General features: G+C 25.1%; 11 protein-coding genes. 5 read left to right on the top strand and 6 right to left on the bottom strand.

Features of this window, described 5'->3' with window-relative positions:
* Nucleotides 1–53: 53 nt before the first annotated feature.
* Both ispG and rlmN read right to left on the bottom strand, forming a co-directional pair.
* Nucleotides 54–1,169: a flavodoxin-dependent (E)-4-hydroxy-3-methylbut-2-enyl-diphosphate synthase gene (gene ispG, locus D9V71_RS01455; RefSeq protein WP_158340611.1), complete on the bottom strand. Its 1,116-nt coding sequence runs from the start codon at nt 1,167–1,169 to the stop codon at nt 54–56.
* A 37-nt stretch (nt 1,170–1,206) separates the two neighbouring features.
* Nucleotides 1,207–2,298: a 23S rRNA (adenine(2503)-C(2))-methyltransferase RlmN gene (rlmN, locus tag D9V71_RS01450; protein ID WP_158340610.1), complete on the bottom strand. Its 1,092-nt coding sequence runs from the start codon at nt 2,296–2,298 to the stop codon at nt 1,207–1,209.
* Nucleotides 2,299–2,555: 257 nt separating this feature from the next.
* Between rlmN and D9V71_RS01445 the strand changes: the two genes are divergently transcribed.
* On the top strand, nt 2,556–3,353 hold the full coding sequence (locus D9V71_RS01445; RefSeq protein ID WP_158340609.1) for an inositol monophosphatase family protein: 798 nt from the start codon (nt 2,556–2,558) through the stop codon (nt 3,351–3,353).
* A gap of 65 nt (nt 3,354–3,418) precedes the next feature.
* Here the strand turns inward: D9V71_RS01445 and topA are convergent, their stop codons facing one another.
* The 4 genes from topA to D9V71_RS01425 all read right to left on the bottom strand — a co-directional run bounded on the left by topA (nt 3,419) and on the right by D9V71_RS01425 (nt 8,842).
* Complete coding sequence (topA, locus tag D9V71_RS01440; RefSeq protein ID WP_158340608.1) at nt 3,419–6,001, bottom strand: type I DNA topoisomerase; 2,583 nt, start codon at nt 5,999–6,001, stop codon at nt 3,419–3,421.
* Between the two features lie 102 nt (nt 6,002–6,103).
* Nucleotides 6,104–7,141 (bottom strand): protease SohB, encoded by a 1,038-nt coding sequence (gene sohB / locus D9V71_RS01435; protein ID WP_158340607.1) that lies wholly within the window; start codon nt 7,139–7,141, stop codon nt 6,104–6,106.
* A 38-nt stretch (nt 7,142–7,179) separates the two neighbouring features.
* Nucleotides 7,180–7,935 (bottom strand): pseudouridine synthase, encoded by a 756-nt coding sequence (locus D9V71_RS01430; protein WP_158340606.1) that lies wholly within the window; start codon nt 7,933–7,935, stop codon nt 7,180–7,182.
* A gap of 22 nt (nt 7,936–7,957) precedes the next feature.
* Entirely contained in the window at nt 7,958–8,842 is an 885-nt protein-coding gene (locus D9V71_RS01425; protein WP_158340605.1) for a DMT family transporter, read from the bottom strand.
* Nucleotides 8,843–9,075: 233 nt separating this feature from the next.
* On the opposite strand from D9V71_RS01425, the gene trpD reads away from it, so the two are divergent.
* From trpD to trpA, 4 genes are read left to right on the top strand one after another with little or no spacing between them, the layout of a single operon-like run.
* A complete protein-coding gene (gene trpD / locus D9V71_RS01420) occupies nt 9,076–10,104 on the top strand; it encodes an anthranilate phosphoribosyltransferase (protein WP_158340604.1) in 1,029 nt (342 codons plus the stop codon).
* Entirely contained in the window at nt 10,085–11,446 is a 1,362-nt protein-coding gene (gene trpCF, locus D9V71_RS01415) for a bifunctional indole-3-glycerol-phosphate synthase TrpC/phosphoribosylanthranilate isomerase TrpF (protein ID WP_158340603.1), read from the top strand. Before trpD ends, trpCF begins: the two co-directional genes overlap by 20 nt.
* Before the next feature lie 37 nt (nt 11,447–11,483).
* A complete protein-coding gene (trpB, locus tag D9V71_RS01410) occupies nt 11,484–12,695 on the top strand; it encodes a tryptophan synthase subunit beta (RefSeq protein ID WP_158340602.1) in 1,212 nt (403 codons plus the stop codon).
* Entirely contained in the window at nt 12,670–13,479 is an 810-nt protein-coding gene (gene trpA / locus D9V71_RS01405; protein WP_158340601.1) for a tryptophan synthase subunit alpha, read from the top strand. The genes trpB and trpA overlap by 26 nt, the downstream gene beginning before the upstream one ends.
* The last annotated feature ends 31 nt before the right edge of the window (nt 13,480–13,510 follow it).

Below are 13,510 nucleotides of genomic sequence, written 5' to 3'. Positions count from 1 at the left end.
CTTTTTTCACTATTATCTCTTAATATTAGATATAAAATAATTAAAATATACAGTTAAATATTATTTTTTTTTACATTATTTAATTTCTCTATATTTTTTATTTTTTTTCGAATTTTAATTTCCATTTTTTCAATAATTTCTTCATTTTTTATTTTTTTTTTCTGTCTTATTCCATCTTCATAAAATATACTATTTTTATAATGTCCTGTTAATCCTAAAGTTGCTGTTTTAGCTTCACCTATGCCATTAACAACACAACCGATAATTGATACATCTATAGGGGTTGAAATATCTTCTAATTTCTTTTCTAATTGATTTACTGTATTAATTACATCAAATTCTTGTCTAGAACATGTAGGACATGCAATAAAATTAACTCCTCTTGATCTTAAATTTAAGACTTTTAGAATATCATAACCTACTTTCACTTCTTCAATAGGATTAGCGGCTAATGAAATTCGTATTGTATCTCCAATACCTTCTAATAATAGTAAAGCAATACCTATAGAAGATTTTACTGTTCCATTTCTTAAACCTCCTGCTTCTGTTATTCCGATATGTAAAGGTTGTGTAATTTTTTTTCCTAATAATCGATATGATTCAACTGCTAAAAATACATTAGATGCTTTAACACTAACTTTAAATTGATTAAAATTTAAAGTATCAAAATATTCAATATGCCTCATAGCAGATTCTACTAAAGCTTCTGGGGTAGGGGTTTTATATTTTTTTAATATATCTTTTTCTAAAGACCCTGCATTTACACCAATTCTAATTGGTATATTTTTATCTTTTGCATAAGTAATTACTTCTGATACTCGTTTTATATTTCCAATATTTCCAGGATTAATTCTTAGACAGTCTGCTCCATATTCTATAGCTTTTAACGCTAATCTATAATCAAAATGTATATCTGCAATTAATGGAATTTTTACTTGTTTTTTAATTTCTTTAAATGATTCTGCAGCTTTTAAAGTCGGTATAGAAATACGGATAATATCTACTCCTACTTTTTGCAATTCTAGAATTTGATTGATAGTTTCTAAAGTATTTGTAGTTCGAGTATTAGTCATTGATTGAACTGAAATAGGTGCATTATTTCCAATAGGTATTTTACCAACATAAATACGATCTGATTTTCTTCTATTAATAATTTTCGATTTATTCATATTTTTTTATATATAAAGGGAAGAATAATAAATTAAATTATTTTTTAAGAGGATTTATTATACTACCGGTTAATTGACCACATGCAGCATTAATATCTTGTCCTCTATTTTTTCTGATTATTGCAGTAAATCCTCTTTTTCTAAGAATATTTGCAAAAATATTAATTCGACGAATATTACTGCATAAAAAAGATGAACCTAAAAAAGAATTCCAAGGAATTAAATTAATTTTACTAGGTATATTGCTTAATAAAGTAGCTAATTGTTGAGCATTTTCATTAGAATCGTTAACTCCATCTAGCATAACATACTCTATTGTTACTCCATCTCGATTAGCTTTTGAATATTTTAAATATTTTAGTGTAGAATTTAAAATAGAAGAAATATTATATTTTTTATTGATTGGCATAATAAGATTTCTAATAATATCATTCGGAGCATGTAAAGAAATTGCTAAAGAAACATCAATTGTATTTCTTAATTTATCTAATGCTGGGACTATTCCTGAGGTAGATAAAGTAATACGACGTTTTGACAAACCAAAACCATATTCATCTAAAATTATTTTTAATGCAGATACAACATTATTTAAATTTAATAAAGGTTCACCCATACCCATAAACACTATATTAGTAACATGGTTTGTAATATTTTTTTCTTTTAATATTTTATTTGCCTGCCAAATTTGAGCAATAATCTCAGAAACTTTTAAATTTCTTTGAAAACCTGCTTTTCCGGTAGCACAAAAATTACATTTTAAAGAACATCCTATTTGTGAAGAAATACAAAGAGTAGAACGTTTTTTTTCCGGAATGTACACTGTTTCAATTCTTTGGTTGTTAATAGAAGTAATCCATTTTATTGTCCCATCATAAGAAATTTTTTCTTCTATAAATTCTGATGCAGAAATATAAGATTTTTCATATAATTTATTTCTTATTTTTATGCTAATGTTAAACATCTTATAAAAATCATTACAATAATGATTGTAAATCCATTTCATGATTTGTTCTGTACAAAAACTTTTCGCGCCTAAAGAAGTAAGAAAATATCTTAAATCTTGACGATTTAAATCTAATAAATTAATTTTAGATTCTGAAATTTTGAATATATTAATATTCTTATTCATCTAAATACCTAAAATTAATTAGTATAAAATATCTTTTCATTTAAAACTTTACCTTAACAAAAAAAATAGTAATAATATATTATTACTATTCTATATATTAATATTATACATTAATATAATAAATTTATTAATCTTGATACTGTTTTTATATCTAAAAAAATAAAATTTCTCTTTAATAAAAACAATCTTCAATAAATATCAAAGATCTTTAAATCATGGTATTATTCTAATCAGTTTTAAAAATTTAGGGGTTTTCTATGCATCCAATGTTAAATATTGCTATTCGTGCAGTACGAAAAGGAGGAAATATTATTATTCAAAATTATGATGCACATAAATTTATTAAGGAAGATGTAGATAAAAATAAAATATTTATAAAAAATATAATGTATAAAATTAATAGAATAATCAGTGAAATTATTTATAGATCTTATCCTCACCATATTATCTTAAAAAAAAATGAAAATATTATTTTTAAACAGAATGAAAAAAATACTATTTGGATTATCAATGAATTAGACGGAAAAAATAATTTTATCAAACATTTTCCATATTTTTGTATTTCTATTGCTGTAGTTGTAAAAAGTAAGACTGAAATTTCTGTAATATACGACCCCATAAAAAATGATTTATTTACAGCAGTAAAAGGACAGGGTTCTCAATTAAATGGATACCGAACCAGATGTAGTAAAATTAACACTTTAAATTACACTACAGTTGCTGTTAATTTACCGAATAAAATTTACAGTGAAACACTATCTTATTTTGAAATATATAAAAAATTAATTTTATGTGGAATTTCTTTTAGATGTACTGGTTCTACTGTACTTGATGCTGCTTATGTAGCAGCGGGAAAAATAGATTGTTTATTTGATTTTAATTTAGAACCAAATAATTTTATAGCAAGTAAACTACAAGTTCGAGAAGCTGGGTGTTTAATTAGCAATTTTACAGGAGGTCATGAATATAATCATTGTCATTCTGGAAATATAACTAGCAGCCCAAAATTTGTCAGATTAATTACTGAAAAAATACGTGCATATTATTTAATATAATAAAGTTAAAAATTATATTTTTTAAAAAATATTTTAATCAGATATCATCTTATTTTTTATAAATATTATTTATTTATTATACACCATTTTTTATTAATAAATATAGCTGACCAACCTGTAAATTTTCCTTCTTTTTTAGAAGTAATATAATGTTTTTTAGTCTTTCTATTGAAACAAACAATAGTTTTATTTCCATTTTCATCAATTGTAGGACCGCTAGATAAATAGTGTATTTTTTCTGGTAATAAATGTTGAAATCGCACTAATTCTTCTACAAATGGAGATCTAGTTTCGCGTGATTTAGGAAAAGTGTTTGCAGCAAAAAAAATACCGGAAATTCCTTCCCGTAAAACAAACCATGCGTTGGATTCTTTACATAGTAATTCTGGAAAAGGAATAGGTTCTAATTTTGGATCAGATATCTCACCATTAGGCAAAATCTTTCTTGTATTTTTACATATTTTATTTATACATGTAAAAAATTTACCAAATGGACCTATTTTAAGCATCATTTTGTTCTGACATTTTTCACATTGAATTGTTTCAGATAAATAAAGAGGACTTTTAAAAACCCCTTCTTCAATTTTATAACCAATGCAACTAGGATTATTAATACAAATATGTAATTTTAGTTTTTGATTAATAAAATAACTATCCATAGACATGTTACATTTTTCACATCGATTAGTTAATTTTAAAGATAATTGTTTTTTATTATCTTTTTTATCAAAATCATTTAATGAAATTAAGTTTATAGTTTTTTTGCAACAATTTTTAGATTCAGTATTATTATATCCTAAACAGCTAAGAAACACACCAGTTACAGCATTTTTTATTCCCATTTTCTTGCAACAAACTGGACAATTAATTGAAGTTGGAACAATTGTATTTAATTCCATCCCCCCTTCTTCTGGACTTTTTTTAGCTTTTTCTAACTGTTTAGAAAAATTTTTAAAAAAAGAATCAAGTACACTTTTCCATTTAATTTTATTTTCAGCAATTTTATCAAGTTTTTTTTCCATATTTGCAGTAAAATTGTAATCAATTAAATCACTAAAACTTTTTTTTAGTCGTACAGTAAGAATTTCTCCCATTTTTTCTGCGTAAAATTTATTTTTTTTAATTTTAACATATCCTCGATCTTGTATTTTTGATGTAATTGCAGAATAGGTGGAAGGTCTTCCAACACCTTTTTTTTCTAATTCACGCACTAAAGATGCTTCAGTAAAACGTGGTGGAGGTTTAGTAAATTTTTGACTGGGTATAATTTCATCTATTAATAATAAATTTCCTACATTTAACACAGGAAATTCAGAAATAATATTTTCTTCTTCAATTAAAACTTTTGTCCAACCATTAAATAAAACTATTCGTTCATTTTTTTGCAATGTAAACATGTCAGCCATTACTATTATGGTAATAGACTTATATTTAACTGATGTCATTTGAGAAGCTATAAACTGATTCCAAATTAACTCATATAATTTTTTAGCACCCGAACTTAAATTGTTTGATTTTATATTTTTTACTTGAATATCAGATGGTCGAATAGCTTCATGAGCTTCTTGAGAATATTTTTGATTAGAATATAAATTAGGTTCTTTAGGTAAATAATCATCGCCATAAAAATTTTTTATATATGTTCGAGCTTTTTTAATGGCATGTTTGCTTAAATAAGTGGAATCAGTTCTCATATAAGTTATATAACCTTCTTCATATAATTTCTGCGCTAAAAACATTGTTTTTTTTACACTAAAACCTAAGCGAAGATTAGAAAATTGTTGTAAAGTAGAGGTTATAAATGGAGCAGATGCTGTTTTATAAAAAATTTTTTCTTTATAATTTTTAACAATAAATAATGATTTTTTCATTTTTTCTATTGCGAAATTCACTTCATTTCTATTTACTGGATAATATGTTTTATTATGATAATGTGTTACATCCATACTAATCTTTTTTTTATCTTCATAAAACAGAGATACATTTATTTTCCAATACTCTTCCGGAATAAAATTTTTTATAATATGTTCACGATCTGATATTATACGAACTGCTACAGATTGAACTCGTCCTGCAGATAAACCCCTAGAAATTTTCTTCCATAATAAAGGCGAAATCATATAACCTACAATTCGATCCATAAAACGACGTGCTTGCTGTGCATGCACTCGATTCATGTTTATATGACCTACTTTTTCAAAAGCTTTTTTTATTGAATGTTTAGTTATTTCATTAAATACTACACGACTAAATTTAGTAGAATCCCCCCCAATAACTTCTTTTAAATGCCAAGCTATTGCTTCTCCTTCCCTGTCTAAATCTGTAGCAAGATATATATGATCTACTTGATTTGCAATAATTTTTAAATCAGAAATAATTTTTTCTTTACCAGGTAAAATGTGATATTCAGCATTCCAATCTTTATAAGGATTAATTCCTATTTGTTTTATTAGAATCGTATTTTCATTAGTTCTTAAAGCAATATTTTCATCAGAAAATTTTTTATTTTTCGCTTTATTTTGTGATTTACTGGTTATCAAATCTCGTACATGTCCTATACTAGACTTAACTATGTATTCAGAACCTAAATATTGATTTATAGTTTTTGCTTTTGCTGGAGATTCAACTATCACGAGAGATTTTTGCATATTTTTATCCAATAAATCGTATGTAATTATATTGACTCAGATTCTAAATAAGTGATTGGCTCAAGATTAATTGCATTTAAAACTTTTTTTATGTTTTTAAAACTATAAATAATTTTTATGAGAAAATATTTTAAGTAAAGTTTTACTAATATTATGTACTATAGATGAAGTAAAACGTTCTAGCATTTTTTTATTATAAATATATTTAATGCTTAATAAAGTATATTCTTCTATTTTAGACATTAATATATCGTCACTTGTAGCAATTTGATCTACTAATTTTTTTTGTAAAGCAATTGTTCCAAACCAATGTTCTCCATTAGATACACTCTCGATATCTAAAGATGGTCTCATTTCCTTGATGAAATTTTTAAACAGTTTATGTGTTGCATTTAATTCTTCACAGAATTTATTACGTGTTGATTCGGTATTATTTCCAAACATTGTCAAAGTTCGTTTATAATCACCTGCAGTATGAAGTTCAATATCTATATTGCATTTTTTTAATAATTTATTAAAGTTAGGCATTTGACCTACTACTCCAATTGAACCTATTATTGCAAATGGTGCTGCAACAATATAATCAGCAACACATGCCATCATGTATCCTCCACTTGCTGCGATTTTATCAATAGATATAGTCAGACGTATTCCTCTTTGACGTAATCTATTTAACTGAGAAGCAGCTAATCCATAGCCATGAATTACACCCCCAGAACTCTCTAGACGTAATAAAACCTCATCATTTTCATTTGCTACTGAAAGGATGGCAGATATTTCTTCTCGCAATCCAATTACTTCATTAGCATAAACATCTCCCTTAAAATCTAGTATATATAATTTTTTCTTTTTATTTTGAAGATATTGATTTTTGTTGTCTAATATTTTTTTTTTATTTTTTTTATTTTTTTCTTTTTCTTTTTCAAACCATATTTTTTTTTCAAAATCTTGCATTGTAGATAATAATATTTGATTTTTTACATTTTTATAATTGTCTTGTAGTAAAGTAACTTTTATTTTACTTTGATTGTTTTTTTTTCTTTTTATTATTTTATAAAATAAAATTAGTGTAGAAATACTAATTATAATAAAAGTAATAATTTTCGCTAAGAATAATTCATAATTTATAAGTAAATTCACACAATAAACCTTTTTAAAAAGATAGGTAGAAAAATTTTTTAATATTTTTTTAAAGCAACTAACTTAGATAAATTATCTACTAATGTAGAATTTAATTCAGTCCAATGTCCTAATTTTAGATTTTTAGGTAAAATAATGTTACCATACCGTATTCTAATTAATCGACTAACTTGACAGTTAACTGTTTTCCACATAAATCTGATTTCACGATTTTTTCCTTCACATAAAACACCTTTAAACCATTTATTTTTTTTTGAATATTTATTATGATTAATAACTTGTATGCTTTTAAATGAAGAATAGCTATTTTTAATTTTAACTCCATTTTTTAAAATATTCATTGTATTTTCATTAATTTCTCCAAAAATTCGAATATAGTATTCTCTTTCTATTTTATTACTAGGATGCATAAGTTTATTAGCTAAATTTCCATTGTTTGTAAACAACAATAATCCTCTTGTATTTAGATCTAATCTTCCAACACTAATCCATCTGTGAATATTTAAGAATGGTAATTTATCAAAAACAGTTGGACGATTCTGATTATCATTTCTAGTACAAACTTCGCCTTCCGGTTTGTTATAAATAATTACCTTTGTAGCAAATTGTGTGTTTTTTATAGATATTTTTTCTCCTTTAATTGTAATTTCTCCAGGATTATTATTATCTACACGTTGACCAATTACTGCTTTTTTCCCGTTAATAAGTATAATTCCAAGTTCAATCATTTCTTCAATTTTACGACGTGATCCATATCCAAAATGAGATAATATTTTTTGTATTTTTTCACTCATTTATTAGACCTTTTATTATTTTTTATTTTTTTAAATAATTAATTGGAATTAAAGTTAATAATATTCCTATAATTAATGGGAAAATAAACCACATTTCACATAATAAAATGGTATTTTTATAAATATAATTTTCTAAAAATCCAGCAATAACTGGAAAAATTAAAAAAACAGTAGAAGCATAAAACGCACTGACTTTTTTTTGCAAATAAAAATAAGATAAGATACCAAAAATTCCAGAAAAATCGCCAAGATAAAATACAGCTAAAATAGATCTATTAGAAAAATCTTCAATATGAGGATGTTCTATAAACCAAGATATTATAGATAACAATATTCCAGATATTAGTGACGGCAAAGCATTAAAAGTTATGACAGATACATTGCAGCATTTTTTTTGACATTCAGCGTAAACAACAGCGTGACTAAATAAGGCAAAGAGTAAAGCTAACATTCCTTTCCACTGAAAAAAACATTGTGATTCTAATTCTATCAGTAAAACTATTAATAATGTAATTAAAGAAATTAATATCCCTATTTTTTGAGTTAAAAATAGTTTTTGTTTTAAGTATAAGAATGATACTGTTAATACAGCTACAGGCATATTTGAAAATATAATAGAAGCGATAGAAGAACTTACATAAATACCCCCATATAACATTAATGTAAATGGTATAGAAAAATAAAAAATTGAAATAAAAAATTGGAACCACCTTTGCCCACATGGAAATAAAAGCGGTGTTTTTGTATAATATGCAAGAATAATTAATAAAGGAGATGCAACTAAAAAACGTATGCCAGTAGCAAAAAATGGCGGAATTGTTTCTGTGGCAATTTTCATTGCAATCCAGGTGGTTCCCCAAGTAAGAGAAACTAAAGAAAATAATATTATTATTAGTATTTTATTCATTTAAAAAAACTCCAAAAAATAAAAATGTAACATACATCATCTCTTTGAGAGATAAGTATATTTTATTTTTTTTGGTACAAAATTTAGTTTATAAAAAATTTATTAAAAAAGTTTTTTAAATTTAAATTGAAATATTTATATCAATATATTATTGTTAAAATTTAAAAAAATATAAACATTAAAAAATTTTATATATCAATAAATATGTATTTAAAAATTTTTAAAGGTAATAAATGCAAAATATTTTAAATAAAATTTATAGTTCAAAATCTTTAAGCAAAGAAGAAAGTTATCAATTATTTACATTAATTTCTTCTGGAAAGATAACAGATATACAATTATCATCTATATTAACAGCAATTCGTATACGAGGTGAATCAACAGAAGAAGTAAAAGGAGCAATAATTGCATTTTTAAAAAAAATGAAATATTTCCCAAAACCTGATTATATTTTTTCTGATATTGTAGGAACAGGCGGAGATACTAGAAATACTATAAATATATCAACTACAAGTGCATTTGTCGCTGCAACATGTGGTTTTAAAATTATTAAACATTGTAATCAAGGAGTTTCTAGTAAATCGGGCTCTTCTGATCTTTTAAAAAAATTTAATATAAATTTAAATGCATCTCCAGAAAAATCTCGTCAAACTTTAGATCAACTAAATATTTGTTTTTTATTTGCACCAAAATATCACAATGGTTTTAAATATTCTAATCACGTGCGCAAAATTCTCAAAACTAAAACCATTTTTAATTTACTAGGTCCTTTCCTTAATCCTGCATTACCTCCTCTAACCGTTATTGGTGTTTACAATCAAAAATTAATAAGTCCTGTAGTAAATATTTTAAAAGATCTAGAATATCAAAGGGGTATAGTTTTACATAGTGATAATACTGATGAAGTAACTTTATATGGAACAACATATATTTCTGAATTATTAAATAAAGAAATTATATCATATCAATTACAACCAGAAGATTTTGGTTTAAAAACTCATTCCAAAAAAATATTAACAATAAATTCTTTAGAAGAAAATTATCGTATCATCAATCAAATAATGAAAGGTAAAGGTAATAGATTATATGAAGAACTAATAGCAGTAAATGTAGCAATATTATTAAAGGTATTTGGACACGAAAATTTAAAAGAAAACACTGAATTAGCATTAAATAAAATAAGAAGCGGAGATGTTTATAAACACATGCAAAATGTTGCTGATATGTTAAAAGAAGAGAATCATGAAAGAAACAATGCTTAAAAAAATTATACAATATAAAAGTGATTGGATTACATTAAGAAAAACAAAACAACCGTTGATTAGTTTTCAAAATAAAATCAACAACAACACACGCAATTTTTATAATTCTTTAAAAGAAAAAAAACCGTGTTTTATATTAGAATATAAAAAAAAATCTCCTTCTTTAGGAATTATTAGAAATAATTTTGATTTAGTTGAAATTTCTAATGTTTATAAAAAATATGCCTCTGCTGTTTCAGTTCTTACAGATGAAAAATATTTTCATGGAAATTTAAAATTTATAAATGTAGTAAGACAATGTGTATCTCAACCTATTTTATGTAAAGATTTTTTTATTGATTCATATCAAGTATATTTAGCTAGATATTATAATGCAGATGCTATTTTATTAATGTTATCTGTTTTAGATGATACAAAATATAAAGAGTTATCTTTAATAGCAAAAAAATTAAACATGGGTATATTGACTGAAGTAAATAACATTAAAGAATTACAACGTGCTCTTAAATTAAATGCTGATATTATTGGTATTAATAATCGTAATTTACATGATTTGTCAATTGATTTAAATCGTACTCGTATCTTATCTGCTTTAATTAAAAAAGATATTATAATTATCAGTGAATCAGGAATAAAAAAATATCGTGAAATAAAAGAACTAAGTAAGTTTGTTCATGGTTTTTTAATTGGCTCTCACTTAATGTCTAAAACTAACTTAGAGGTTGGTGTACGTTCTATAATGTTTGGTTATAATAAAGTTTGTGGATTAACTCGAAGTGTGGACATAAAAATTTCTGAAAAATGTGGAGCTATTTATGGTGGATTGATTTTTATAAAAAATTCTCTGCGTCATATTACTATAAAATCCGCAAAAAACATTATTATAAATAGCAAATTAAGATTTGTGGGAGTTTTTCAAAATGAAAATATAAATATTATTTCTAATATTGCTGAAGCATTATCTCTCTATGCAATTCAATTGCATGGTCAAGAAAATCAAAAATACATTAATGAATTAAGGAAAATATTGCCTCAAAAAATTAAAATTTGGAAGGCTTTTTCTATTCAATCGCAATTACCAAATCGTAATTGGAATAATATAAATAAATATTTATTTGATTCTTATTGTGGAGGAAGTAATACGTCTTTTAATTGGTCAATTTTACACAATCATATTTTAGATGATGTAATTTTAGCTGGAGGAATTAATTTTGATAACTGCGTTTTAGCTTCTCAATTAAATTGTTCAGGATTAGATTTTAATTCTGGTATAGAAATATCTCCTGGTATTAAAGATCATAAAAAAATAAAATCAATTTTTAAACAATTAAGATATTATTAAATTGTTTTTTATTTAATAAACTATAGGAAATCATTACATGACTTTACTAAATCCTTATTTTGGTGAATTTGGTGGTATGTACGTTCCGCAAATATTAATGCCAGCTTTATTAGAATTAGAGAAAAACTTTGTTGCTGCACAAAAAGATCCTCTTTTTCAAAAAAAATTTCATAATTTATTAAAAAATTATGCTGGAAGACCAACTCCATTAACTTTATGTAGTAATTTAACTAGAGGTACAAAAACACGAATTTATTTAAAAAGAGAGGATTTATTACATGGTGGAGCACATAAAACTAATCAAGTTTTAGGACAGGCTATGTTAGCAATTAGAATGAAAAAAACAGAAGTTATTGCTGAAACTGGTGCTGGTCAGCACGGTGTGGCTGCTGCAATTGCTTGTGCACTATTAAATTTAAAATGTAAAATTTATATGGGTATCAAAGATATTAAAAGACAAAAAACTAATGTATTTCGCATGAAATTAATGGGTGCAAAAGTTATATCAGTAAAAAATGGTTCTGGAACATTAAAAGATGCATGTAACGAAGCTTTACGCGATTGGTCTAGTAGTTATAAAACGTCTCATTATATGATTGGTACAGCAGCTGGACCACATCCATATCCTACTATTGTTCGTGAATTTCAGAGAATGATTGGAGAAGAAGCTAAAAAACAAATTTTAGAAAAAGAAAACAAACTTCCAGATTCAATTATTGCATGTATTGGTGGAGGTTCTAACGCTATTGGAATTTTTTCAGATTTTATGCATGATAAAGTTAATTTAATTGGAGTAGAACCAGCTGGTTATGGTATACATACAGGAAAACATGGAGCGCCTTTAAAACATGGTAGAACTGGCATTTATTTTGGTATGAAGTCTCATTTAATGCAGAATAAAGAAGGGCAAATCCAAGAATCTTGGTCAATTTCAGCAGGATTAGATTTCCCATCTGTTGGCCCTGAACATTCCTGGTTAAATAGTATTCATCGTGCTCAATATGTTTCTATCACTGATGAAGAAGCAATAAATGCATTTCACACTCTATGCAAAAAAGAAGGTATCATTCCTGCTTTAGAATCTTCTCACGCATTAGCATATGCACTAAAGTTAATGAGTGTACATCCCAAAAAAAAACAAACTATCATCGTAAATCTTTCCGGTCGCGGTGATAAAGATATTTTGACAGTACATGATATTTTAAAAAAAAAGGAAAAATATGATGAGTCGATATCAAAAAATGTTTAAAAAATTATCTTTTTTAAGAGAAGGATGTTTTGTCCCTTTTGTAGTTTTAGGAGATCCTTCTTTAGAAATATCAATAAAAATTATTGAAACTTTAATTGAAAATGGAGCAGATGCTTTAGAGATTGGAATTCCATTTTCAGATCCATTAGCTGATGGACCAATTATTCAAAAAGCAAATTTACGCGCTTTATCTAAAAAAAATACTTTTTTTCAATATTTTCAGACATTAAAAAAAATACGTGAAAAATATAAAAGATTACCTATTGGTATTTTAATATATGCTAATCTTATATATAATCAAGGTGTTGATAATTTCTATTTGCAATGTTTTAATTCTGGTTTAGATTCTGTACTTATAGCAGATGTTCCCATCGAAGAATCAAAAATTTTTTATAAAACTGCAAACAAATATCAAATTAATTCCATTTTTACTTGTCCTCCGGATGCTGACGATCATTTTTTACATAAAATTTCTTTATATGCAAAAGGATTCATTTATGTATTATCTCGTTCTGGAGTAACTGGAATTAAAAATAAAATTTCGTCATTGCCTGAAAAATTTATAAAAAAAATAAAAGAAAATAATTCTATACCTTTACTGCAAGGTTTTGGAATTTCAAATTCTAAACAAGTTAAAAAAGCAATATCATTAGGTTTATCTGGTATAATATGTGGTTCAGCAATCATAAAAATTGTTGAGAAATATTTAAACGAAGAAAAAAAAATGATTAAAGAAATAAAAGAATTTACTAACTTATTAAAAATTTCCACTAAGTTAAAATAATATTCTTTATTAGAATGGATTATTTTTTATG

The sequence above is a fragment of the Buchnera aphidicola (Macrosiphum euphorbiae) genome, from assembly GCF_005237295.1.
Lineage (GTDB): Bacteria > Pseudomonadota > Gammaproteobacteria > Enterobacterales > Enterobacteriaceae > Buchnera > Buchnera aphidicola_AP.
The sequence above is the reverse complement of the archived record's forward strand: the minus strand, read 5'-3'. Positions and strand labels throughout refer to the sequence as shown.

Bases quoted from the DNA above. Each gene is read 5' to 3' on its own strand.
- ispG (WP_158340611.1), bottom strand. From the start codon at position 1,169: ATGAATAAATCGAAAATTATTAATAGAAGAAAATCAGATCGTATTTAT.
- rlmN (WP_158340610.1), bottom strand. From the start codon at position 2,298: ATGAATAAGAATATTAATATATTCAAAATTTCAGAATCTAAAATTAAT.
- D9V71_RS01445 (WP_158340609.1), top strand. From the start codon at position 2,556: ATGCATCCAATGTTAAATATTGCTATTCGTGCAGTACGAAAAGGAGGA.
- topA (WP_158340608.1), bottom strand. From the start codon at position 6,001: ATGCAAAAATCTCTCGTGATAGTTGAATCTCCAGCAAAAGCAAAAACT.
- D9V71_RS01430 (WP_158340606.1), bottom strand. From the start codon at position 7,935: ATGAGTGAAAAAATACAAAAAATATTATCTCATTTTGGATATGGATCA.
- D9V71_RS01425 (WP_158340605.1), bottom strand. From the start codon at position 8,842: ATGAATAAAATACTAATAATAATATTATTTTCTTTAGTTTCTCTTACT.
- trpD (WP_158340604.1), top strand. From the start codon at position 9,076: ATGCAAAATATTTTAAATAAAATTTATAGTTCAAAATCTTTAAGCAAA.
- trpCF (WP_158340603.1), top strand. From the start codon at position 10,085: ATGAAAGAAACAATGCTTAAAAAAATTATACAATATAAAAGTGATTGG.
- trpB (WP_158340602.1), top strand. From the start codon at position 11,484: ATGACTTTACTAAATCCTTATTTTGGTGAATTTGGTGGTATGTACGTT.
- trpA (WP_158340601.1), top strand. From the start codon at position 12,670: ATGAGTCGATATCAAAAAATGTTTAAAAAATTATCTTTTTTAAGAGAA.